Annotated in this window: 22 protein-coding genes; 16 read left to right on the forward strand and 6 right to left on the reverse strand. The window is 60.0% G+C overall.

Annotated elements, in window-relative coordinates:
- The first annotated feature begins 97 nt into the window (after positions 1-97).
- A complete protein-coding gene (gene tsaA / locus OKC31_RS02560; RefSeq protein WP_270656195.1) occupies positions 98-802 on the forward strand; it encodes a tRNA (N6-threonylcarbamoyladenosine(37)-N6)-methyltransferase TrmO in 705 nt (234 codons plus the stop codon).
- A gap of 288 nt (positions 803-1,090) precedes the next feature.
- Entirely contained in the window at positions 1,091-1,639 is a 549-nt protein-coding gene (locus OKC31_RS02565; protein ID WP_019445623.1) for a cytochrome b, read from the forward strand.
- Between the two features lie 87 nt (positions 1,640-1,726).
- Here OKC31_RS02565 and OKC31_RS02570 read toward each other — a convergent pair whose 3' ends face one another.
- A complete protein-coding gene (locus tag OKC31_RS02570; RefSeq protein ID WP_270656197.1) occupies positions 1,727-2,407 on the reverse strand; it encodes a bactofilin family protein in 681 nt (226 codons plus the stop codon).
- Between the two features lie 199 nt (positions 2,408-2,606).
- Here OKC31_RS02570 and OKC31_RS02575 point away from each other — a divergent pair, with 199 nt between their 5' ends.
- The 6 genes from OKC31_RS02575 (at position 2,607) to OKC31_RS02600 (ending at position 6,669) form a co-directional block, all read left to right on the forward strand.
- Positions 2,607-3,281 (forward strand): response regulator transcription factor, encoded by a 675-nt coding sequence (locus OKC31_RS02575; RefSeq protein ID WP_270656198.1) that lies wholly within the window; start codon positions 2,607-2,609, stop codon positions 3,279-3,281.
- Positions 3,281-4,666: an ATP-binding protein gene (locus tag OKC31_RS02580; RefSeq protein ID WP_005338217.1), complete on the forward strand. Its 1,386-nt coding sequence runs from the start codon at positions 3,281-3,283 to the stop codon at positions 4,664-4,666. Before OKC31_RS02575 ends, OKC31_RS02580 begins: the two co-directional genes overlap by 1 nt.
- Positions 4,667-4,982: 316 nt before the next feature.
- Positions 4,983-5,420: a hypothetical protein gene (locus OKC31_RS02585; RefSeq protein ID WP_218972497.1), complete on the forward strand. Its 438-nt coding sequence runs from the start codon at positions 4,983-4,985 to the stop codon at positions 5,418-5,420.
- Between the two features lie 39 nt (positions 5,421-5,459).
- Entirely contained in the window at positions 5,460-5,741 is a 282-nt protein-coding gene (locus OKC31_RS02590) for a putative quinol monooxygenase (RefSeq protein ID WP_270656200.1), read from the forward strand.
- A gap of 138 nt (positions 5,742-5,879) precedes the next feature.
- A complete protein-coding gene (locus tag OKC31_RS02595; RefSeq protein WP_270656202.1) occupies positions 5,880-6,308 on the forward strand; it encodes an N-acetyltransferase in 429 nt (142 codons plus the stop codon).
- A gap of 112 nt (positions 6,309-6,420) precedes the next feature.
- Positions 6,421-6,669 carry a DUF3297 family protein gene (locus OKC31_RS02600; RefSeq protein ID WP_005338226.1) on the forward strand — a complete coding sequence of 83 codons (249 nt, stop codon included), beginning with the start codon at positions 6,421-6,423 and terminating at the stop codon, positions 6,667-6,669.
- Positions 6,670-6,793: 124 nt separating this feature from the next.
- Here the strand turns inward: OKC31_RS02600 and OKC31_RS02605 are convergent, their stop codons facing one another.
- Complete coding sequence (locus tag OKC31_RS02605) at positions 6,794-8,071, reverse strand: NAD(P)/FAD-dependent oxidoreductase (RefSeq protein ID WP_270656204.1); 1,278 nt, start codon at positions 8,069-8,071, stop codon at positions 6,794-6,796.
- Positions 8,072-8,116: 45 nt separating this feature from the next.
- Positions 8,117-8,719 carry an HTH-type transcriptional regulator PuuR gene (gene puuR, locus OKC31_RS02610; protein WP_270656205.1) on the reverse strand — a complete coding sequence of 201 codons (603 nt, stop codon included), beginning with the start codon at positions 8,717-8,719 and terminating at the stop codon, positions 8,117-8,119.
- A 413-nt stretch (positions 8,720-9,132) separates the two neighbouring features.
- Here puuR and OKC31_RS02615 point away from each other — a divergent pair, with 413 nt between their 5' ends.
- The 5 genes from OKC31_RS02615 to OKC31_RS02635 all read left to right on the forward strand — a co-directional run bounded on the left by OKC31_RS02615 (position 9,133) and on the right by OKC31_RS02635 (position 15,878).
- A complete protein-coding gene (locus OKC31_RS02615) occupies positions 9,133-10,596 on the forward strand; it encodes an NAD-dependent succinate-semialdehyde dehydrogenase (protein WP_270656207.1) in 1,464 nt (487 codons plus the stop codon).
- Between the two features lie 124 nt (positions 10,597-10,720).
- Positions 10,721-12,010 carry a 4-aminobutyrate--2-oxoglutarate transaminase gene (gabT, locus tag OKC31_RS02620; RefSeq protein WP_194496464.1) on the forward strand — a complete coding sequence of 430 codons (1,290 nt, stop codon included), beginning with the start codon at positions 10,721-10,723 and terminating at the stop codon, positions 12,008-12,010.
- Positions 12,011-12,376: 366 nt separating this feature from the next.
- Positions 12,377-13,726 carry an APC family permease gene (locus OKC31_RS02625; protein WP_236395563.1) on the forward strand — a complete coding sequence of 450 codons (1,350 nt, stop codon included), beginning with the start codon at positions 12,377-12,379 and terminating at the stop codon, positions 13,724-13,726.
- A 539-nt stretch (positions 13,727-14,265) separates the two neighbouring features.
- Entirely contained in the window at positions 14,266-14,532 is a 267-nt protein-coding gene (locus OKC31_RS02630) for a hypothetical protein (RefSeq protein WP_021230505.1), read from the forward strand.
- Positions 14,532-15,878: an APC family permease gene (locus OKC31_RS02635; RefSeq protein ID WP_058057766.1), complete on the forward strand. Its 1,347-nt coding sequence runs from the start codon at positions 14,532-14,534 to the stop codon at positions 15,876-15,878. The genes OKC31_RS02630 and OKC31_RS02635 overlap by 1 nt, the downstream gene beginning before the upstream one ends.
- A gap of 97 nt (positions 15,879-15,975) precedes the next feature.
- On the opposite strand, the gene OKC31_RS02640 is transcribed toward OKC31_RS02635, so the two are convergent.
- Positions 15,976-16,347, reverse strand: coding sequence for a hypothetical protein (locus OKC31_RS02640; protein WP_139411105.1), 372 nt, complete (start codon positions 16,345-16,347; stop codon positions 15,976-15,978).
- 249 nt (positions 16,348-16,596) lie between these two features.
- Between OKC31_RS02640 and OKC31_RS02645 the strand changes: the two genes are divergently transcribed.
- The gene (locus tag OKC31_RS02645; RefSeq protein WP_270656208.1) at positions 16,597-17,745 is read left to right on the forward strand and encodes a Na/Pi cotransporter family protein; all 1,149 of its coding nucleotides are present in this window, start codon (positions 16,597-16,599) and stop codon (positions 17,743-17,745) included.
- Between the two features lie 174 nt (positions 17,746-17,919).
- On the forward strand, positions 17,920-18,390 hold the full coding sequence (locus tag OKC31_RS02650) for an FKBP-type peptidyl-prolyl cis-trans isomerase (RefSeq protein ID WP_005347462.1): 471 nt from the start codon (positions 17,920-17,922) through the stop codon (positions 18,388-18,390).
- Between the two features lie 64 nt (positions 18,391-18,454).
- On the opposite strand, the gene ggt is transcribed toward OKC31_RS02650, so the two are convergent.
- Positions 18,455-20,236 carry a gamma-glutamyltransferase gene (gene ggt / locus OKC31_RS02655; RefSeq protein ID WP_270656210.1) on the reverse strand — a complete coding sequence of 594 codons (1,782 nt, stop codon included), beginning with the start codon at positions 20,234-20,236 and terminating at the stop codon, positions 18,455-18,457.
- Between the two features lie 177 nt (positions 20,237-20,413).
- Positions 20,414-21,325, reverse strand: coding sequence for a recombination-associated protein RdgC (gene rdgC / locus OKC31_RS02660; protein ID WP_040098586.1), 912 nt, complete (start codon positions 21,323-21,325; stop codon positions 20,414-20,416).
- A gap of 179 nt (positions 21,326-21,504) precedes the next feature.
- Between rdgC and OKC31_RS02665 the strand changes: the two genes are divergently transcribed.
- Positions 21,505-21,933, forward strand: a complete 429-nt coding sequence (locus OKC31_RS02665; protein WP_005338252.1) for a GNAT family N-acetyltransferase — start codon at positions 21,505-21,507, stop codon at positions 21,931-21,933.
- The last annotated feature ends 21 nt before the right edge of the window (positions 21,934-21,954 follow it).

Below are 21,954 nucleotides of genomic sequence, written 5' to 3' on the forward strand. Positions count from 1 at the left end.
GATCACGGCAGCGCCGCAGAAAAGGGCGTATCGAGGCCAAGCCTGCGTTTTGGGGCTGTCTGTGCTAAATTGCCGGGGTTTTCAGTCAGGATCCGCCATGAAGTTCGAAATCGACACCCTCGGGATCATCCGCTCTCCCTACAAGGAGAAGTTCGCCATCCCCCGCCAGCCCGGACTGGTCAAATCGGCCCGCGCCCGCCTCGAGCTGCTCCCCCCTTACGATCAGCCGGATGTGCTGCGCGGCATCGAGCAGTTCTCCCATCTGTGGCTCAGCTTCGTCTTTCACCAGACCATGGCGCAGGGCTGGCATCCGACGGTGCGTCCGCCGCGCCTTGGCGGCAACGAGCGGGTCGGCGTCTTTGCCACTCGCTCCACCTTCCGCCCCAATCCGCTAGGTCTCTCGGTGGTCGAGCTGTACGGGATCGGCCGTGAGCGTGGCAAGCTGTGGCTGGAGCTGGGGGCGGTGGATCTGCTCGATGGCACCCCCATCGTCGATATCAAACCCTATATTCCCTATGCCGACAGCCTGCCGGATGCCCGTGGTGGTTTTGCCCCCGACGCCCCCACCCCGCCGCTGGCGGTGAGCTTCACTGCCGAGGCCGAGCAGCAGTTGCAACCCTGGCTCAAGGCTCACCCCGAGCTGCGCCAGCTGGTGAGCGAAGTGCTGGCGCAAGATCCGCGCCCGGCCTACAAGAAGGGCAAGCCCGATGAGAAGGAGTACGGGGTGCGGCTGTTTGACTGCAACGTCCGTTTTCGCATCAGCGAGCCGGATTGCGTGGTGCTGGCCATCGAGCCCGCCTGAACCTTGGCAGGCCGACATCACGGATGCTATTTCACGCCTTCTTCACGTCACAAGGGGCTTAATGAGCCTGTAAATTGTGTGGCATTGATCAGACTATCCACCCGGTTGCCAGTGATACCATGCACACAGCAGAGGGCATCTCCTCTCTGACTGAGGTCAGCCGCAGGCTGCCGGTTGATGGCAAGCATGGCAGCCAGCCTGTTGCCGCCAAAGGATCTGGCCTCGCCCCGACACGCTTGAGTGCGGGGATGCCACACGGATGTGACAGCACTTCGAAGGAACAAACCTATGCTGATGAACAGTGAACAACGTTATGGCACCCTGAATATCGGGCTGCACTGGCTGACCCTGTGGGCCATGATCGCCGTCTACGCCCTGATCGAATTTCGCGATATTTTCCCCAAAGGGGACCCTGGCCGGGATCTGATGAAGGAGTGGCACTTTATGCTGGGGCTGCTTATCTTCGCCCTGGTCTTTGTCAGACTGGCCCTGCGCTGGATGAGCCCGACGCCGCGTATCGTGCCCGAGCTCTCCCCGCTCATGCACAAGCTGGCAAAACTGGCCCACCTCGCCCTCTACGGTTTTCTGATTCTCACCCCGCTGTTTGGCTGGCTGCTGCTGAGCGCCGCGGGCAAGCCCATCCCCTTCTTCGGGCTTGAGCTGCCTGCCCTGCTCTCCCCAAGTCCAGACCTCAAGGGGCTGATCAAGGAGGTACACGAGACGCTGGGTAATATCGGTTACGCCCTGATCGGCCTGCACACGGTGGCGGCCCTCTATCACCACCATATTCTCAAAGACAACACCCTCACCAATATGCTGCCGCCACGCCGCAGCTAACGGGTAACGGGGAAATGCAGAGGGGGCCATCGTGGCCCCCTCTCTGTTTTCCTGAACAACCGTCATCTGCACTACTGGCAAACGGCATCACGCCTGCTTGGCCAGCTCCTCGGTCGGCTTGCCTTTCGGCTCGTGCGGCAGCTTTTTCACATTGTTCTTGCTCTCCGGCTGCTTGCTCCCAGACGAACTGTTTTCAGACAAGGCTTGCAACACGGGATCGGCCTTGCCGGCCACGGTGGGCTGGGACTGGCCAACAAAGTTGCCGCCCTTGCAGATGGAGAGACTGCCCCCCTTGAAGATCCCCTGCATCTTGCCGCTCTCCAGGATCTCCACCTCGGCGGAGGTACAGGTGCCTTCCAGCAGACCATTGATGATCACGTGGGGAGCACTCACCTCCCCCTCAACGCTACCACCCTGCATGATGCGCAGCACACCACCGATGAGCTGGATGGTGCCATTGATCTGACCGCGCACCTCCAGATCCCCCTCAACCTGCAACTCGCCCTTGAAGCGGGCACCGGCTGCAATCACGGTGGCGCCGGCCGACCCAGTAGCCGCACCACCTTTGTTTCTTCCAAACATCCGTACTCTCTCCACCAACCACACAAGCAGAACCAGCGGCATCGGCGCCACTGGCCACAGAAAACAGGGCAACCCCAGCACGTAGAGCAGCAAGGCTGCCCCCCAGCAGAGCCAGACAATATAGAGGAGGTCGCTGCGCTCACGCTGTTGCAGTCGCGCCAGCAGCCTCCCGGCCATCTCTCTCATCACATCAAACCTTTCGCAGCATGGCTGCCGACCAGCATGCCATCGACAACCCGGACCATGGTTAAACGACCAGTTGACGCGAACTCTGAAGTCCCGCTGATTCAGTCCCGATACAGCCGGGATGCATTAGGATTCGAATTGACTCGAAGCGACATACACTTTCTAATTGACAGCCTGGATCCCTATGACCGCTCACATCATGAAAATTCTGTTGGTCGAAGACGACAAGCTGCTCAATCACCACCTCTCCTCTCTGCTGACCGAAGCCGACAATCAGGTCTACAGCACCGACCAGGCCGGGATTGCACTGCACTACGCCGCCGACTATCCCATTGATGTGGCCATCATCGACCTCGGTCTGCCCGATATGGACGGCCTGCAACTGATCCGGCAACTGCGCGAACGGCAGATCCCCTTCCCCATCATTGTGCTGACCGCCCGTGGCAACTGGCAGGACAAGGTCGAAGGACTGGAAGCAGGTGCTGATGACTATCTGGTCAAACCGTTCCAGAAAGATGAGCTGCTGGCCCGACTCAATGCGCTGGTGCGCCGCAGCGCCGGTTTTATCTCGCCCAAAGTGAAGGCCGGTGATTACGAGCTGGATCTCTCCCGCAAGGAGCTGACCATCGCCGGAGAAGTGGCGGTGCTCACCAGCTTTGAATACCTCATTCTGGAGTACCTGATGCGCAACGCCCGTCAGGTGGTCTCCAAGCAGCAACTGCTCGACCAGCTCTACGGCGATGGCGAAGGGGACCCCAACACCATCGAGGTAATGGTGAGCCGCCTGCGCAAGAAGCTGGATCCGGAAGGGAAGATTCAACCCATCTCCACCATCCGGCGTCAGGGTTACATCTTCAACCTCTCCTGTAACTGATGCAGTTTCATCTGCCGCGCCCCATCAAGATGATCCGCAGCTCACTGCACATCAAACTGCTGCTCAGCTCGCTGCTGGTCATCGCGCTGATCATGGGGTTTGCCGTCTACGCCCTCTATCTTGGCCATGTCGAGGAGCAGACCCAGAAGGCCAGCGCCCGGATGCAGGAGAACCTGGCCAAGTTGTTTTCCTCCACCGAACCGGATGACAAGGGATCGAACGTCGAGCTGGGGCGGATATCCCGTGGTGCGGGGGATCGCAACCTCGATACCCTGATCTGCCGCGCCGATGGCGATCTGGTCTGGTCGAGCCTCCATATGCCGGAGGTGATCAAGGCCAAACAGACCATTTGCGGCGACCTGATGAAGTATCTGGGGGGGATGGATCTCGACTACTTCTTCAAGAAGCACACCATCAAGAACGGCGAGAGCTACTTCGTCTACAGCCTGCGGTTTATCCGCAATCCCGGCAGCGGCACCACCGCCTACTACGTGGTGATGATCGACTCGGCCAAACGCTACCACGAAGAGTCCCGCACCTACCTCTACCAGACCGCCAAACAGGCGCTGCTCGCCTATATGCTGCTGGCCGGGCTGCTGCTGCTCACCACCTTCTGGAGCCTCAGCTCCCTGCGCACCATCGCCCGTCAGATCGACGATATTCGGGCCGGCAAGCGCGATGACCTCTCGAGCGATTTTGAGCGGGAGCTGGCCCCGCTGACCGACTCCATCAACCAGCTGCTGGAAAACGAACGCCAGCAGACACAGCGCTACCAGCACGCCCTCAACGATCTCGCCCACAGCCTTAAAACCCGGCTGGCGCTGATCCAGATCACCACCCGCGAAGTGAAGCTGGGGCGGGAGATCCACGACAACATCAACGAGCAGATCCTCACCATGGATCAGATGATCCAGTATCAGCTCAGACGGGCCGTGACCGGCCGCCAGCGCCTTGCCAGCAAGGGCACCGAGCCGGTGCCGCTGATTGAAAAACTGCTGGCCAGCCTGACCAAGGTCTATCGCCACAAGAAGCTGCAAACCCACTTCAAGTTCGATGATGACGCCCTCTTCCACGGCGAACAGGGCGACCTGATGGAGCTGATGGGCAACCTGCTCGACAACGCCTGCAAGTTTGCCATCAGCGAAGTGAAGGTGACGGTGCGCCGCCATCTCGAGCGGCTGCGCATCGAAGTGGAAGATGATGGCCCGGGAATCGATCCGGCCAAATCGGAGCAGATCTTCCAGCGCGGCGTGCGGGCAGACAGTTCACCCGGTCAGGGCATAGGTCTGGCGGTGGTGACCGAAATCGTCCACAGCTACGGCGGCCAGATCCGGGTCGATGAATCCCCCCTCGGCGGCGCCCGCTTTACCCTGGATCTGCCCTAATCGGCATTACCCTGCCCAGCCTCACCAGTGATGGCCCTACCACAAGGCCTCCGACCTCGGGTGCCTTGTCGTTTCTACCACCCAAGTTGTTTTAATTTATTGATCCGGCACTGATTATCGCCCCTCTGCCCTTCCACCACCGGCTTCAATCGGTATCATGGAAGCGCGGCACAAAGCCTCTTACGGATCTACGCCATGAGCATTCGCTGTCAGAAGGGAGTTATCCGCAGAACATGGGTTAAAAGCAGCAAGCCAGGGGCGGCGGCATTTTTTACAAAATATATTCATAACAGTATTTTTATTAATGGAGGTGGTTTTGGGAGATTATATTTTCATCGTCCCACTTATCGGTTTATGTGGAGTAATAATCGGTGCAATAATTCAAGCAGCTCTTGGCAGAAGAAATCAAAGATCAATGCATCTTTCTGAACTACAGAACAAATCTTATGCAGATTTTTTGAATTCAATTTCAAGAATCGCTGTTGCACAGAGAAAAAATGACTCAAAAGAAATCAGAGATGCACTATCTCAACTAGCAGATGCAAAATCTCGCATTTGTATTTATGGTGAGCCAACCGTAATTCATAATCTTGCTAAATTCTTACGCTTAGGTGGCACCCTGCAAACAGAACAAGAAATTTTAGCATTCACCAATCTGTGCTTAGAAATTAGACGTTCAAATGGGATATTAGATAAATCCATTTCGCCTCAAGACATATCACAGCTATTGTTTAACGTTGATATTAAAGATTGACAGCGATAAATCAATAACATGCGAAATCAGGAATAATTAATGAGCCACGCAATATTAAAAGGATTTATTATCGTTCCCCCCAACGATTTGGCTGCGGTCAAGGATGAGCTTGATAACCATATCCAGCTCACTCGTGCTGAAACAGGCTGCCTAATCTTTAAGGTGACTCAAGACCCTCTCAATCCCTGCCGATTCGATGTATACGAAGAGTTTGTTGATGAGGCTGTTTTTCAAGCCCATCAGGCCAGAGTCAAATCCTCCCGCTGGGGTGAAATTACCGTCAATGTCGAGCGACACTATACGGTAACAGGGATTGCATAAATCACAGCCTTGCCATTTTGGCCAAGGTGGCGAACCGGGAGTGGAGCAGAACTCTCCCCCCTCTCGCTACCGCGAATGCCCGATTACGCTGCGCTTATCGAGCCTGCGTTACTTCCACCCTTTGTTATTAAGGCAACTATGATCCGCCCATTATTAACAACCGATCTGGATGCCGCCGTCGAGCTCTGGTATCAGGCATCGGTACAAGCCCACGACTTTATTCCCGCCACCTTTTGGCGTGAGCAACAGGCAGCGATGCGCGATAGTTATCTGCCCGCCAGCCAGAGCTGGGTCTATGAGGAGGATGGCCAGCTGCTGGGCTTTATCTCCTGGTATCAGGGGTCTGTTGCCGCCCTGTTTATCTCCCCAGATCACCAAGCACACGGGTTGGGTCGCCAATTGCTCGAACACCTCAAAGCCCAATATGACCGGCTCGAGTTGACGGTCTATGCCGAAAATGAGCAGGCGCGGCGCTTCTATTCCCGCAACGGTTTCAAAGAGGGTGAGCAGCAGTTGTGCGAGCATAGCGGTCGCCCCGAGCTGGTGATGCATTGGCAACGAGGATAAGCGGGTCGCCCATAGCGATGGCGAGCACGCTTTGCCTGTTTTGTGGCCGCCTTGAATGCCATGGCGGCATTCTCTACAATGACCCACTTTTTATTCATTTCGGGTTATATCGATGAGCGATACCAGCACCAAACCGGCTCTGCCGGATCACCTCTCCTGCAATCCCCGCAGCCCTCACTATGTGGCCGCCTGCTTCGAGCACCCGATCGGTATTCGCCTGAACGGCAAAGAGCGCACCGATGTCGAGGAGTACTGCATCAGCGAAGGTTGGGTGAAGATCCCCTCCCCCAAGGCGCTGGATCGCCGTGGTCAGCCCATCCTGATCAAGCTCAAGGGCACCGTTGAAGCCTTCTACAGCTAATCAGCGCGCTGCTGCGTGATAAACAAGGCCACCCTCGCGGTGGCCTTGTTGTTTCCGGTATTGGTGCTGGCGTCAGCGTTATCTAAGCGGCAGCCACCAGCCCACATTTCTCGCAGAGCGGCTCTTATACCCCCAACCGATCGCGCAGGGTGTACCAGGCAGCGCCCGCGGCGGTAAAGGGGATGCGGAACAGGCGGCCACCCGGGAAGGGGTAGTGCGGCAGTTTGGCGAATGCATCGAAGCGCTCCGCCTGACCGCTCAGCACCTCGGAGAGCAGCTTGCCCGCCAGATGGGTACAGGTGACGCCGTGGCCGCTGTAGCCCTGCATGTAGTAGATGTTGGGGCCGATGCGACCAAACTGTGGCAGCCGCGACAGGGTGAGCAGGAAGTTGCCGGTCCAGGTGTACTCCACCTTGACGTCGGCCAGTTGCGGGAAGGTTTTCAGCATCTTGGGGATGATCAGCCGCTCGATATCCGCCGGATCCCGCGCGCCATAGACAACGCCGCCGCCATAGAGCAGCCGGTGATCGCCGGAGGTACGGTAGTAGTCGAGCAGGTAGTTGCAATCCTCCAGACAGTAGTTCTGCGGCAGCAGTGAACGGGCCCGCTCCTCTCCCAGCACCTCGGTGGCGATCACCTGGGTACCGCAGGGCATGCTCTTGCTGGCCAGTTCCGGCACCAGATTGCCGAGGTAGGCATTGCCCGCCACCACCACAAAGCGCGCCTTCACCGCCCCCTTGGCGGTCTTGACCAAGGCTGGCTGCCCCGGGGTGATGCTGGTGACGGCGGATTGTTCGAAGATCTGCCCGCCCTGGATGCGGATCGCCTCCGCCTCCCCCAACGCCAGATTGAGGGGGTGAATATGGCCGCCGCTCTTGTCGAGCAGGGCGCCGACGTAGCGATCGCTCGCGACCACCTCGCGCACCCCCTTGGCATCGAGCAGCTCCAGCTGCTCGTTGCCCCACTTCTGCCAGCGGGCGTATTGGGATTTGAGCTCGTGCAGCTGCTTCTCGGTCTCGGCGGCAAAGACCCCCCCCTCCTGCAGATCGCACTGGATGTTGTAGCGCTTGATCCGCTCGCGGATGATCTGTCCCCCCTCAAACAACATGGAACCGAGCAGCCTGGCCTGATCCGGCGGGCAGTTCGCTTCTATGGTGTCGATGTCGCGGCTGTAGGAGTTGACGATCTGGCCGCCGTTGCGGCCGCTGGCGCCAAAGCCGACTCGTGCTGCTTCCAGCACCACCACCTTGTAGCCCTTCTCTACCAGATGCAGGGCGCTGGAGAGGCCGGTATAGCCCGCCCCGATGACGCAGACATCGCACTCCAGCTGCTCGGTCAATGTCGGATAGGGCGCGTGTTTATTGGCGCTGGCTGCGTAGTAACTGTTTACATGTTCGGTCATGATCCCTGTTTCCTTACCGGTTCGGTTGCCAAACTACTGTCAGGATTAAAAGCTAGCCGGGGTGTGGGCGCTGACGATGCGACAGGTCTCCCCCGACGGATTGCTGAAGCTGTGGGGCTCGCCGGTGTCGATCACATAGCTGTCGCCCGCCTCCAGCTGATAACTCTGGCCCGCCACCGTCAGGATCACCGACCCCTCCAGCACGGTGCCGACCTCTTCCCCCTGATGGGTCACCTGACCGCCGGTGTCGGTGCCGGGGGGATAGGTCTCCAGCATAAAGCCAAGCTGGCGGCGGTTGTTGCCGTTGTGCACCAGCTTGAGGGAGACCCCCTGGCTGCCCAGCTCGATCAGCTGATCAGCCTTGATCACCACCTCCGGAGTGCGGCTCTCCTCCTCGGCGAAGAAGCGCGACAGCGGCAGGCCGTAGATGGTGAGCAGCTTTTGCAGGGAAGCGACCGAGGGGCTCACCTTGTCCTGCTCGATCATGCAGATGGCGCCGTGGGTCAGGCCGCTCAACTCGGCCGCCCGCCGCTGGGAGAGCCCCAGCTGATGGCGTACCGCCGCCAGCCGTTCCCCCATGGTGCTCGCCCCGGCGTCAGCCGCACTCAACGGTCGAGCCACGCCCTCCCGACTCTGTGGCCCGCTCATGAAAGGCCCCCTGCTGCGCTATGTCTGCATCCTTGCATCATCAGCCTCTCCTGCTTGCGCGTGATCGCATCGGATCAGGCGCAGCCTGTTTACCCTGCTGGCTAAAATAGCCGACCAGCGTTCCCTTGCCGTTCACTATGTTACACAGCACAGCCGTTCATTATTTTGCACACCTGATTTACCATCTGCCGGTCGTTTGCCCACTTACAGCCTGCAAGCGAACCGGAGAAAGCGCGCTACACAGCCCATTTTCTAGCATGGCGCCCCCCAGCAATTCAAATATATTTAACACTTGAAAAACATTTCAGCTCAAATTATGGTCTTCCTGTGCTTATTATTTTATACGGCAGCGGCGCAGGAAGGGTCGGCTCACTCCGGCAACCAGCTGCTCTGACCCACACTCGAGGCTTCTCATGTCAGGAACAACATCCCACTCCAGCTTGATCACATCCCGCGCCTATATAGATGGACAGTGGTGCGAGGCCGCCAGCGGCCGCACCTTCGAGGTCACCAACCCCGCCAGCGGGGCCGTGATTACCCAGGTACCCGACATGGATGCCGAGGATACCCGCCGCGCCATCGCGGCCGCCCACGCGGCGCAACCCGCCTGGGCGGCGCTGACCGCCAAGGAGCGCAGCAACAAGCTCTACGCCTGGTTTGCCGCCATCACCGCCCACAGCGATGAACTGGCCCGCATCATGACCTGCGAGCAGGGCAAACCGCTGGCGGAAGCAAAAGGCGAGGTGGCTTACGGCGCCAGCTTTATCCAGTGGTTCGCCGAGGAGGGCAAGCGCGCCTATGGCCGCACCATCCCGGGCTTTAGCGGCGATCGCCGGTTGGCCACCATCAAGCAGCCGGTGGGTGTGGTCGCCGCCATCACGCCGTGGAACTTCCCCATTGCCATGATCACCCGCAAAGCGGGCCCGGCGCTGGCAGCGGGTTGCACCATCGTCATCAAGCCCGCCGCCGAGACCCCGCTCTGCGCGCTGGCACTGGCGCTGCTTGCCGAGCAGGCGGGCATTCCCGCCGGTGTCATCAATATCGTCACCAGCCATCAGGCGAGCGCGGTGGGCAACGAGCTGTGCAGCAATCCGGTGGTGCGCAAGCTCTCCTTCACCGGCTCCACCCGCATCGGCAAACTGCTGATGCGCCAGTGCGCCGACACCATGAAGAAGCTGTCGCTGGAGCTGGGTGGCAACGCCCCCTTTATCGTCTTTGACGACGCCGACCTCGACGCCGCGGTGGCAGGGGCGCTCGCCTCCAAATACCGCAACGCCGGGCAGACCTGCGTCTGCGCCAACCGCATTCTGGTGCAGGCCAGCGTCTATGACGCCTTCGCCGAGAAGCTGACTGCCGCCGTTGCCGCCTTCAAGGTGGGGGATGGCATGAGTGAGGGCACCCAGATCGGCCCGCTCATCAACCCGGCCGCCGCCAGCAAGGTCGCCGAACTGGTGCAGCAATCGGTCGCCGCCGGTGCCGAAGCGCTACTGGGGGGCGAAGCTCACCCCGCTGGTCCCCTCTTCTACCGCCCCACCATTCTGGGCAAGGTGGATAAAACCAACCCCATCCTGCAGGAGGAGATCTTCGGCCCAGTCGCCCCGCTGGTGCGCTTCGAGACGGAAGCCGAGGCCATCGCCATTGCCAACGACACCCCTTATGGCCTGGCTGCCTACTTCTATGGCCGCGATATCGCCCGGGTGTGGCGCGTCGCCGAACAGCTGGAGTACGGCATGGTCGGCATCAACGAGGGGATCATCTCAACCGAGCTGGCCCCCTTTGGCGGCATCAAGGAGTCGGGGCTGGGCCGGGAAGGGGCAGCCGAGGGACTGGAGGAGTATCTGGAGACCAAATACCTCTGCTTTGGCGCCATTCGCTAGGGCAGCAACAGAGAAACAAGGCGCCGCCGATCTGGCCCGATGGGCTGATCGGCGGTGATGGGCGCCACAACGCCTGCCACATTTTCAGGGAATATCGGGGGCTGCGGCCCCTCAGGGAGGAAAGATGAGTCAGTCAGAATCAAACAAGGCGTGGCAAGCGCGCCGCGAAGCGGCCGTGGTCAACGGCGTTGGCACCCTGCTGCCGGTCTTCATCGACCGTGCGCAAAATGCCGAGTTGTGGGATGTGGAGGGCAACCGCTACATCGACTTTGCCTCCGGCATCGCCGTGCTCAACACCGGTCACAACCACCCCAAAGTGGTGATGGCGGTGCGCGATCAGCTGGAAAAATTCAGCCACACCTGCTTTCAGGTCACCCCCTACCCCGGCTATATCGAGCTTGCCGAGAAGCTCAACGCCCTGGTGCCCGGCCCGACGCCGAAACGCACCCTGTTTCTCTCCACCGGCGCCGAGGCGGTCGAGAACGCCATCAAGATTGCCCGCGCCCACACCGGTCGCAGCGGCACCATCGCCTTCAAGGGGGGCTTTCACGGTCGCACCATGATGGGAATGGCGCTCACCGGCAAGGTAGTGCCCTACAAGACCGGCTTTGGCCCCTTCCCGGGCGAGGTCTACCACATCCCCTTCCCCGCCGATTATCTCGGGGTAAGTGAAGAGGATGCCCTGCACGCCCTCGAGCTCTGTTTCAGTGCCGATATCGAGCCAAGCAGAGTGGCCGCCATCATTATCGAGCCGGTACAGGGGGAAGGTGGCTTCTATCCCGCCTCCCCAAGCTTTATGCAGAAGCTGCGCAGCGTCTGCGATCAGCACGGTATTTTGCTCATCTGCGACGAGATCCAGAGCGGTTTCTGCCGCACCGGCAAGACCTTCGCCACCGAGTATGCCGGCATCGAGCCGGACATCATGACCCTGGCCAAGAGTCTGGCGGGTGGCTTCCCCCTATCAGCCGTGGTGGGCAAGGCGGAGATCATGAACGCGGCCAAACCGGGTGGACTGGGTGGCACCTATGCGGGATCCCCCATTGCCTGCGCCGCCGCGCTGGCGGTATTGCAGGTGATCGACGAGGAGAAACTCAACCAGAAAGCGCTGGATCAGGGGGAGCAGATCAAGGCGGGGCTGGAACGCATAGCCGAGCGTTTTGACTGCATAGGTCAAATTCGCGGCCCCGGTGCCATGGTGGCCATGGAGCTGGTGAAACGCCGTGATGCCAGCCAGCCCGATCCCGACCTCACCAAACGTCTGGTGGCCGAGGCGGGCAAACGCGGTCTGGTCCTGCTCTCATGCGGGGTGCGTGCAAATGTCATCCGTTTTCTCGCCCCCCTGACAGCCCCTGCGGCAGTGATTGACGAGGGGCTGCAACTCCTTGAAAAATCACTGGAGGCCGTGCTGGCCTGACCAGCAGGAAAGTGACCACTTACCTGTGCAAATAAATGCAATTTTGCCCCCTTTTTTTCTTGTCAAGGGGGCCCTGCAAATGCACAATGCGCCGCCACTGAAAGAACCGATGTAAAACAATGGCATCGGTTCTTTTTTAGACAGTGAACAAACCCATAAACGAGGCCGGATCACCCCCGGAAAAGATAGCGAGATTGGCAGCAGTCTCCCGACACCAAGTCTAGTGAGGAACAACATGGGGCATCTCAATGCTTTCCAACCGGCCATGGCCGGTGTGCGCCGCCCTGGCGCCCTTGATTCCCGGGCCTCTCTCCCGGTTTCGTTGATGGACCGTGCCACTCTGGCACTGCATGAGGAACATGCATAATGGCGGCCCAGCAGGTTGGTCTGAAAAAGACCCTCAAACTGTGGCAGGTCGTGGTTATGGGACTGGCGTACCTCACCCCCATGGCAGTGTTCGACACCTTCGGCATCGTTACCGAGATCACCGAAGGCCATGTGCCGACCGCCTACCTGTTTGCCCTCATCGGCATGCTGTTCACTGCCCTGAGCTACGGCCATCTGGTGCGCAAGTTCCCGTCAGCCGGCTCTGCCTATACCTATGCCCAGAAGGTGTTTCACCCCTATGTCGGCTTTATGGTGGGCTGGACCTCCCTGCTCGACTACATGTTCATGCCGATGATCAACATGCTGCTGGCAAAGATCTATCTGGAAGCCCTCTTCCCGAACGTAGAGCCCTGGACCTATATCTTCGGTCTGGCGACGGTGATGACCGCCCTCAACCTGCGCGGCATCAAGCTAGTGGCCAACTTCAACAGCCTGATCGTGGTAATGCAGTTCAGCATCATCGCCATCTTCATCGGACTGATCGCCTGGGGCGTTCACAACGGTGAAGGGCTGGGTACCGTGGCCAGCAGCCGTCCATTCTTCTCCGAGCAGATCCAGGTGTCACCGCTGCTGATGGGGGCCTCCATCCTCTGTCTGTCGTTCCTCGGTTTTGACGCCATCAGTACCCTGTCGGAAGAGACCCCGGACGCGGATCGGGTGATCCCCCGCGCCATCGTGCTGACGGCATTGATCGGCGGCGTGCTGTTTGTCACCACCTCCTACTTCCTGCAACTCTACTTCCCGGACATCTCCCGCTTCCAGCATCCAGATGCGGTATTGCCGGAGATCGCCCTCTATGTCGGCGGCAAGCTGTTCCAGGCGGTGGTGCTGGTCTGCACTACTGTGGCGGTGCTGGCCTCCGGGCTCGCCTCCCACGCCGGTGTATCGCGCCTGCTCTACGTGATGGGTCGTGATCGCGCCCTGCCCGCCCGCTTCTTCGGCTACATCCATCCGAAGTGGCAGACCCCGGCGTTCAACGTGCTGCTGGTCGGCCTGCTGGCCCTCTCTGCGGTGTCGCTGGATCTGGAGATGGCGCTGGCGCTGATCAACTTCGGCGCCCTGGTGGCCTTCACCTTCGTCAACCTGGCGGTAATTGCCCACTTCTATGTGAAGCTGGGTCGCAACAAGTGTCTCAAGGACCACCTGATGTACCTGCTGCTGCCGCTCTGTGGCGCCGCCTGCATCGGGGTACTGTGGCTCAACCTCGAGCCCTCCTCCTTCGAGCTGGGGCTGATCTGGGCGGCGCTGGGGGCCATCTACCTGTTCCTGCGCCTCACCGTGTTCCGCATCCCGCTGCATACTGCCGACAAGGTGGAGATCGCCCAGTAACTACTGGCGCCCCTCTCCCCGATAGAGAACAAGGAGCCTGCGGGCTCCTTGTTGTTTTTGCGATGCTCTGGTTGCCAGCTGCACGGGTTGCCAGAAATGCGGTTTCTGCAGGAAGTGTGACTGATTTCAAATAACTACCCAGCCGGGCTGCTCGCCGGGCCATGGCTCAAGCCGCGTTGCCTTCTATCCTCAGTCATTAATGTGAATGGATATGCAACCTCTCTTTTTCCACTTCACCCCCTCCCATCCCCCGCCAGCCGATAAGCTCGCTGGACTTGATCCCAGGGGAACGCCGCCAAATATGATCAGGATCAATGTTGAGGCGCTATGCACCCTGCAGACCCGATTTGCCGATTTTTCATACGCCATGACAGTGTTCTCTTCCCCCCCGAAAAAGGGGGAGCGGCTCGGGGACGGCTGCAGGGGGCGAGTGACCACTTACCTGCCCCGTGCGTATGCAAAAAAAATGCGTTAATCCGCCCTTTTTTGCTTGTCAAGGGGGCTGACCGAATGCACAATACGCCGCCAATAAAGGACCGATGTTCACTGCGACATCGGTTTTTGTATTTTTGAAGTGCAGTACAAACCCACCACAAGAGGCCGGAACGTTTCCGGAAGTGATATTCGAGATTGCCAAACAATCTCCCGACGTTGAGAGGATAACAATGGGGCGTTTTAATGCTTTCCTGCCGGTACAGCCCGGTATGCGCCTCCCCGGCGCCCTTGATGTACAGGCTTGCGAATCCATCGTATCCCTGCGCTCGTTGCAAGCACGTGCTGCGGCACTGATTGAGGAGAAAGCGTAATGGCATCGCAAAACGCCAAGCTGCTCAAGACCCTTACCCTGACACAAGTGATTGTGATGGGTCTGGCCTATCTGACCCCCATGGCTGTCTTCGACACCTTCGCCATCGTCGGTGACATCACCGACGGCAGGGTCGCCACCGCCTATCTGCTGGCTCTGGGTGGCATCCTGCTCACCGCTCTCAGCTACGGACATCTGGTACGCAAGTTCCCCTCTGCGGGCTCTGCCTATACCTATGCCCAGAAGGTGTTCAACCCCTACGTCGGTTTCATGGTCGGCTGGTCATCCCTGCTCGACTACATGTTCATGCCGATGATCAACATCCTGCTGGCCAAGATCTACCTGACCGCCATGTTCCCGGGCGTCGAGCCCTGGGTGTTCATCTTCGGTCTGGTGACAGTGATGACCTTCCTGAACCTGCGTGGCATCAATCTGGTGGCCAACTTCAACGGTCTGATCGTGGTGATCCAGCTGGCCATCATCACCCTCTTTATCGGCCTGATGGCGTGGGGCATCTACCACGGTGAAGGGGCTGGCACCCTGATGAGCAGCCGTCCGTTCCACTTCGAGTCAGCACAGCTGGTACCGCTCTTTACCGGTGCGACCATTCTCTGCTTCTCGTTCCTGGGCTTTGACGGTCTGAGCTCCCTCTCCGAAGAGACTCCGAACGCTGGCAAGGTGATCCCCAAGGCGATCGTGCTGACTGCCCTTATCGGCGGCATCATCTTCGTGGTGGTCTCCTACTGCCTGCAGCTCTATTTCCCGAGCCTCGCCCGCTTCCAGCATCCGGATGCGGTACTGCCGGAGATCGCCCTCTACGTTGGCGGCACCTTCTTCCAGTCCGTGGTGCTGGTCTGCACCACGGTCGCGGTACTGGCCTCCGGCATGGCGGCTCACGCCGGTGTGTCGCGCATCCTCTACGTGATGGGGCGTGACCGCATGATCCCGGAGCGGGTGTTTGGCTACATCCACCCGAAATATCGTACTCCGGCTATCAACGTGCTGATGGTGGGCGGTCTGGCCCTCTCCGCCGTGTCGTTTGATCTGGATACCGCACTGGCGCTGGTCAACTTCGGCGCACTGGTGGCGTTCAGCTTCGTCAACCTGTCGGTGATCGGTCAGTTCTGGGTGCGCGAGAAGCGCAACAAGACCCTCAAGGATCACGTCATCTACCTGTTGATGCCGCTGCTCGGCGCCGCCACCATAGGTGCTCTCTGGATCAACCTGGAGCAGAGCTCGCTGGAGCTGGGCCTGATCTGGGCTGGCCTCGGCGCAACCTATCTGTTCCTGCGTCTGGCGGTGTTCCGCATCCCGTTCCGTCAGTACGAGGAAGCAGCTGACGCCTGATCCTTTGCGGATAACGGATAGACAGAAGGGGAGCCATGGCTCCCCTTTTTGCTGCCGGTCTGTGGCCGGTCACACGGGCTTGGGCCCGGTCTGCTTACTACTTATCCAGTACGGCGGTCGCCGCAGCCTTGAGCGGATCGCGAGCGATGGTCTTGGCATCCTGCTCCGCCTTGTGCAGCTGCTGGTTTGCCTTGTCCATCTTCTGCTGCATACCGTTGCCGCTCTCCTTGAGGTCGGCACGCTTCTCGCCCAGCAGGTCGTTGCGGCCTTTTTGCACCTCAGCTTTCACCTTCTCTTTCTCCTGCTTCACCAGCTTGCTGGTATCACAGTTGCCCTTGACCCCCAGAGTGGCATTCACCGCTTCGTTTTTGAGGGCCTTGTCGAGGTTGCAGTCGGTTTTCAACAGGCTGGCCTGTGCCCCTGCCGAGAGCAGCCCCAGCGACAGAGAGAGGATCCATGCACGCATCATCTTGTTTACTCCTGCTTGCCAATAAAGGGGCGCAGTGTAGCGATCACATTCCGGCTGACAAGGCGGCAGAGCTTTCGTCCCCCCTTTTGCCACCCCAGAGCCAACCGGCTCGGTCAGCGCCTGTCGCCGCAGTTCGTCGTCATAAAAACATCATCGAAATGTCACGTTGTCATATTTCTGTCATTAACCATTGATTAAATGCGCGGGTCATCAACAACCCAAGACGGAACGACCGTCTCAAGAGGCTTTATGCAACACCATCACTCCTTGTCACAGCCGCCCGCGACCCGCGCCCTGTTCAACTGGATGAGTGTCATCGTACTGGTCTACCTGATCCTGGTTGCCGTGGGCGCCATCTCCCACGGCTTCAAAGATTTCTCCGGCGGCGCCGAGGGCGCAGCCCAGATCTTCGCCTTTGCCAACAACCCCTTTGTCGCCCTGCTGCTGGGTATTCTCGCTACCGCGCTGGTGCAATCCTCCAGCACCGTCACCTCGGTGATCGTCGGTCTGGTGGCTGGCGGCCTGCCCATCAGCATGGCCATCCCCATGGTCATGGGTGCCAACCTCGGTACCACCATCACTAACACCATCGTCTCCATGGGCCATGTGCGGGATCGCGCCGAGTTCCGTCGCGCCTTCGCCGCCGCCACCGTGCACGACTTTTTCAACCTGCTGGCGGTGTTCATCTTCCTGCCGCTGGAACTGATGTTCGGTCTGCTGCAACACAGCGCCGAGTGGCTGGCCAACCTGCTGGTAGGCTCCGCCAACATGTCGATGAAGGGCATGGACTTCATGAAGCCGCTGACCGCACCGGCCCAGCAGCTGATTGACAGCGCCGTTGCCTTCCTGCCGGGCAAGGGTGCCGCCATCGCGACCATCATCATCGGTATCCTGCTGATCCTCGCCTGCGTCACTTATCTCGGCAAAGTGCTGCAACAGGTACTGGTTGGCCGCGCCAAAGAGGTGCTGCACAAGGCGCTGGGCCGTGGCCCGCTGACCGGCATTACCTCCGGTGCGCTGGTGACCATCATGGTGCAATCCTCCTCCTCCACCACCAGCCTGATGATCCCGCTGGCCGGCGGCGGCGTGTTCAGCACCCGTCAGCTCTACCCCTTCACCCTGGGGGCCAATATCGGTACCACCATTACCGCCCTGCTGGCTGCCACCGCCATCAGCGGAGCCGGTGCCCAGCTGGCCCTGACCATCGCGCTGGTCCACGTGCTGTTCAACCTCTTTGCCGTGGTCATCATCTATGGCATCCCCTTCCTGCGCGACCTGCCGGTACGCGCCGCCGAGGGGCTGGCCCGGGTAGGCAGCGAGAACAAGCTGCTGGCTCTGGGTTATGTGACAGGTCTCTTCTTCGCCCTGCCCGCCCTGATGATGGTGGCCGCCAAGTAAGCGCCGCCGCCATGACAAGGGGCGAGTCACCGACTCGCCCCTTTTTGCGTCCAGCTCGCCGGGCTTTGCCTGCCCGCTCACATCCTCCCGCCCTGTGGCTCGCCATCAGGGGCGGTGCGCGATAAGATGGCGTCCTCATTGCACTTTTTACATTTCATGGAACAGGAAAAACCGATGAAATTCATACTGATCGCGCTGCTCATCGCCGGTGTGGCCTACTACTTCTACTCCAGCAGCAACAACAAGAAGCTGGCGGCCGACAACGTGCGGATTGGCGCCGAGTTCCTCGCCAGCAACAAGGAGAAGCCGCTGGTGACCACCACCGCCTCCGGCCTGCAGTACGAAGTGCTGACCCCGGGCACCGGCACCGTTCACCCCACTGCCACCAGCAAGGTGAAGGTGCATTACGAGGGCAAGCTGCTGGACGGTACCGTCTTTGACAGCTCGGTCGCCCGTGGCGAGCCCATCGAATTTGGCCTCAATCAGGTGATCGCTGGCTGGACCGAAGGGGTACAGCTGATGGTGGAAGGTGAGAAGACCCGTTTCTACATCCCCGCCAACCTCGCCTACGGCGACCGTGCCGCTGGCAAAATCCCGCCGGGATCAGTCCTGATCTTCGACGTGGAGCTGTTGGGTATCCAGTAAGCGCTCCGTCACGCTCCATCAACAACAAGGCCAGCATCATGCTGGCCTTGTTGCTATGGGAACCTCACTCCCCCTTGGCGATCCCTTCCCGGCGCGGATCCGCGGCGCCAAACCAGCCACCGCCATTGCGCTCAACCCCCTGCAGGCCGGAGGTCTGCTCGTTCAGCACCACCTCATGTCCCCTCGCCTTCAGCCCCTCGACCACCGACATGGGGGTGCGTCCCACTTCCAGCTCGGTGGGACCGTTGCGGCTGCCAAAGTTGGGCAGATTGATGGCCTGTTGCAGGTTCAGGCCCCAATCCTGGGTGCCGAGCAGGGTCTTGCCCACGTAGTTGATGATGGCGGAGCCCCCCGGAGAGCCCAGCGTCATGGTCAGCTCGCCGCTTGGCTTGTCAAACACCAGCAGGGGTGACATGGAGGAGCGGGGCCGCTTGCCCGGCTCCACCCGGTTTGCCACCGGCAGACCGGCAGCATCTACCGAGGTGAAGGAGAAATCGGTGAGCTGGTTGTTGAGCAGGTAGCCGTTGACCATCTGACGCGATCCGAAACCATCCTCGATGGAGCTGGTCATGGAGATAGCCATCCCCGCCTTGTCGACGATCGAGACATGGCTGGTCGAGGGGAGTTCCGGGGTCGCATCCTTGCCGCGCGCCAGCGCCAGTGGCGGCGTACCGGGCTTGGCAATCCCCATGGAGTGCTGACCGACAAGCTTGCCGCGCTCGGCCAGATAGCCCTTGTCCAGCAGCCCCTTCACCGGCACGCTGACAAAATCGCTGTCGGCGACGTACTGGTTGCGATCGGCGAAGGCCAGACGCGCCGCTTCACTGTAGAGGTGGATGGCCTCGCTGGAGGCAGCCAGTCCCCCCTCCTTCGTAGTGATCGGCTTGAGGGATGCCATATCGCGGCTCTCCAGCATGCCGAAGATCTGGCCGAGCGCCAAGGTGCCGGACGAGGGAGTGGGGAAGCCACAGATCTTGCTCTGGCGATAGTCAAAGCAGAGGCCATCCCGCAGTTTGGCCTGATAGCTGGCCAGATCGGTGGCCGCCAGTACCCCGGGATTGGTGGGATGCTGGCGAACCTTGGCCACCATGGCATCCGCCAGCGGCCCCTGATAGAAGGCATCCACCCCCTCTGTGGCCAGAGTGCGCAACACCTTGGCCAGCGCCGGGTTGGTCAGCCGGGTGCCTGCCGTTTTAGGGCTGCCATCCGTCTGATAGAAATAGGCTCGCGCCTGCGGATCCCTTGCCAGATAGGGATCCTTGGCCAGTAATGTGGCCAGCCGTGGACTTATCACAAATCCTTGCTCTGCCAGCGTGATGGCGGGCTCGAACAGCGCAGCCCAGGGCAGCTTGCCATAACGCTGATGGGCCAGTGCCAGAGCGCGCAGGGTGCCGGGAACGCCGACCGAGCGGCCCCCGACCACCCCGTCATAAAACGCCAGCGGCTTGCCATCTTGCATAAACAGCTGGTCGGTGGCAGCGGCCGGCGCCGTCTCGCGGCCATCCACCGCACTCACCTTGCGGCCATCCCACACCAGCAGCAGCGTCCCGCCGCCAATCCCGGAGGATTGCGGCTCCACCAGCGTCAACACCAGCTGCACCGCAATGGCTGCATCGACGGCACTGCCACCGGCCTTGATGATTTGGTAGCCCGCATCCACCGCCAGCGGGTTGGCGGCCGCCACCATGAAGTCATGGCCCTGCCAACCCTGCTTGTCGGTCCAGCCACTGGCTGCTTCGGGTGCGATCAGGGTCTGGGCTGGCGGGGTGTAGTGAAAGCCGTTGTCACTGGCACAACCGGCCAGCAGGGCAAGGGCGACAACCAGCCCCAGAGGTTTGCGCAACATGACACTCTCCTTGTCTGTTTTATGACCATGAAGAGGGACTATGTCACGATTGGCGCTGACAGCTCAAGTTATTGAACAAGATCAATATCTTACTCATCTATCAATAATGGCTATCCGTAACAGATATAAAAAAACCGCCCGAAGGCGGTTTTTTTCGATCAGGTAGAGCCAGTTCGCTTAGATGGACTGCTCTTCGCCACCCAGGGCGGCAAACAGCGCCGGGATAAACTGGGCCAGCTCAGCGGTGACCAGCGCGAAGTCCGCATCCAGACGGGCAGCCGGATCTTCGCTGGTGACATCGTCGTTCTGCTCGCGCAGCTCTTCGCTGAATTTCAGACGCTTGATGGAGAGATCATCCCCCAGCACGAAGCTGACGGTCTCGCCCCAGTTGAGGGCCAGCTTGGTCACCAGCTTGTCATTGGCCAGGTGGTTCTTGATTTCATCCGTCATCAGATCCTGCTGCTTGCAGCGGATGATGCCGCCGTGCTCCATGGCGCTGCGCAGCTCGGCTTCATCTTCCAGAGTGAAGGAGGCGGGCAGGTTGCCCTCGTTCAACCACTCGGTCATGGTGATCTCCGGCGGGTTCTTGAGAGCCACCGGCACCACCGGCAGGGAGCCGATGGATTTGCGCAGCAGTGCCAGCAGATCATCCGCCTTCTTGGCAGAACCTGCATCCACCACCATCAAATTGTCGGCCGGATTGATCCAGGCGAAGGTCTGGCTGGTACGACTGAAGGCACGGGGCAGCAGGGTGTGGAGGATCTCCTCTTTCAGCGCTTCCTTCTCTTTCTTCTTGAGGGCGCGACCCTGTTCGAACTCGATCGCCTCTACCTTCTCGGCCAGCATCTCCTTGACCACGGTACCGGGCAGCATCTTCTCCTCTTTGCGGGCGCAGATGAGGATGTGGCCGGAAGCAGAGTGGGTCAGGGTTGAGCCGAATTTGCCAAGGGGCTTGACCCACCCGAAACGGGAGATGTCCTGACTGCCGCAAGGGGTGAAGGCACAGGCTTCCAGCTGGGTTTCCAGCTGATCCACGGTCAGGTCAAAGGGGCGGGTAAAGCGATAAATCTGCAGGTTTTTAAACCACATGGCGTCCTCGGTCTCTAGATTGTCCGGCGGGCATTGTACTAGAGAGGCGCTTTGTGATCAGCCAATCATTCTCGCTAAATAAAGGGCGATCGACCTCACAGGGTCTCATTTATATCACCTGAACGGCCGTCAAGTTCCCCTAGACTGCGAGTGTACAAGTTGTTACCAAGGATGGATTTATGTTGCGGCCCAGTCGCCCGGAAGATATGGAAGAGATCGTCGAAATCTGGTTGCTGGCCTCCCTGCAGGCCCACGATTTCGTCGATGCCTCCTGCTGGTGGCAGGCCCAGGAGGATCTGCGTACCCGCTATCTCGATCGCGCCGCCATCTGGGTGTTCGAGGAGCGTGGCGATCTGCTCGGTTTCATGGCGCTGGTGGACAACTATCTCGCCGCCCTCTTCGTACGCCCCGACCGTCAGGGCCGCGGCGTCGGCCACGCCCTGCTGCAGGAGGCCAAGCGTCAGGGGGCGTCACTCCACGCCCGGGTCTTTGTCGAGAATGATCAGGCGGTGCGTTTCTATCGTCGCCACGGCTTCGTCATCGAGGCCGAGGAGTCCGATCCCCTTACCGGCCACCCCCAATACCGGATGTGCTGCGAACCTGCCTGAATCGATGCCAGCCCCCTGTTT

Source organism: Aeromonas sp. Y293-4, from assembly GCF_027705905.1.
Classification (GTDB): domain Bacteria; phylum Pseudomonadota; class Gammaproteobacteria; order Enterobacterales; family Aeromonadaceae; genus Aeromonas; species Aeromonas veronii.

Excerpts from the sequence above, each read along its gene's own strand:
- tsaA (WP_270656195.1), top strand. The coding sequence starts at position 98 with ATGAAGTTCGAAATCGACACCCTCGGGATCATCCGCTCTCCCTACAAG.
- OKC31_RS02565 (WP_019445623.1), top strand. The coding sequence starts at position 1,091 with ATGCTGATGAACAGTGAACAACGTTATGGCACCCTGAATATCGGGCTG.
- OKC31_RS02570 (WP_270656197.1), bottom strand. The coding sequence starts at position 2,407 with ATGAGAGAGATGGCCGGGAGGCTGCTGGCGCGACTGCAACAGCGTGAG.
- OKC31_RS02575 (WP_270656198.1), top strand. The coding sequence starts at position 2,607 with ATGAAAATTCTGTTGGTCGAAGACGACAAGCTGCTCAATCACCACCTC.
- OKC31_RS02580 (WP_005338217.1), top strand. The coding sequence starts at position 3,281 with ATGCAGTTTCATCTGCCGCGCCCCATCAAGATGATCCGCAGCTCACTG.
- OKC31_RS02590 (WP_270656200.1), top strand. The coding sequence starts at position 5,460 with ATGAGCCACGCAATATTAAAAGGATTTATTATCGTTCCCCCCAACGAT.
- OKC31_RS02595 (WP_270656202.1), top strand. The coding sequence starts at position 5,880 with ATGATCCGCCCATTATTAACAACCGATCTGGATGCCGCCGTCGAGCTC.
- OKC31_RS02600 (WP_005338226.1), top strand. The coding sequence starts at position 6,421 with ATGAGCGATACCAGCACCAAACCGGCTCTGCCGGATCACCTCTCCTGC.
- OKC31_RS02605 (WP_270656204.1), bottom strand. The coding sequence starts at position 8,071 with ATGACCGAACATGTAAACAGTTACTACGCAGCCAGCGCCAATAAACAC.
- puuR (WP_270656205.1), bottom strand. The coding sequence starts at position 8,719 with ATGAGCGGGCCACAGAGTCGGGAGGGCGTGGCTCGACCGTTGAGTGCG.
- OKC31_RS02615 (WP_270656207.1), top strand. The coding sequence starts at position 9,133 with ATGTCAGGAACAACATCCCACTCCAGCTTGATCACATCCCGCGCCTAT.
- gabT (WP_194496464.1), top strand. The coding sequence starts at position 10,721 with ATGAGTCAGTCAGAATCAAACAAGGCGTGGCAAGCGCGCCGCGAAGCG.
- OKC31_RS02625 (WP_236395563.1), top strand. The coding sequence starts at position 12,377 with ATGGCGGCCCAGCAGGTTGGTCTGAAAAAGACCCTCAAACTGTGGCAG.
- OKC31_RS02630 (WP_021230505.1), top strand. The coding sequence starts at position 14,266 with ATGTTCACTGCGACATCGGTTTTTGTATTTTTGAAGTGCAGTACAAAC.
- OKC31_RS02635 (WP_058057766.1), top strand. The coding sequence starts at position 14,532 with ATGGCATCGCAAAACGCCAAGCTGCTCAAGACCCTTACCCTGACACAA.
- OKC31_RS02640 (WP_139411105.1), bottom strand. The coding sequence starts at position 16,347 with ATGATGCGTGCATGGATCCTCTCTCTGTCGCTGGGGCTGCTCTCGGCA.
- OKC31_RS02645 (WP_270656208.1), top strand. The coding sequence starts at position 16,597 with ATGCAACACCATCACTCCTTGTCACAGCCGCCCGCGACCCGCGCCCTG.
- OKC31_RS02650 (WP_005347462.1), top strand. The coding sequence starts at position 17,920 with ATGAAATTCATACTGATCGCGCTGCTCATCGCCGGTGTGGCCTACTAC.
- ggt (WP_270656210.1), bottom strand. The coding sequence starts at position 20,236 with ATGTTGCGCAAACCTCTGGGGCTGGTTGTCGCCCTTGCCCTGCTGGCC.
- rdgC (WP_040098586.1), bottom strand. The coding sequence starts at position 21,325 with ATGTGGTTTAAAAACCTGCAGATTTATCGCTTTACCCGCCCCTTTGAC.
- OKC31_RS02665 (WP_005338252.1), top strand. The coding sequence starts at position 21,505 with ATGTTGCGGCCCAGTCGCCCGGAAGATATGGAAGAGATCGTCGAAATC.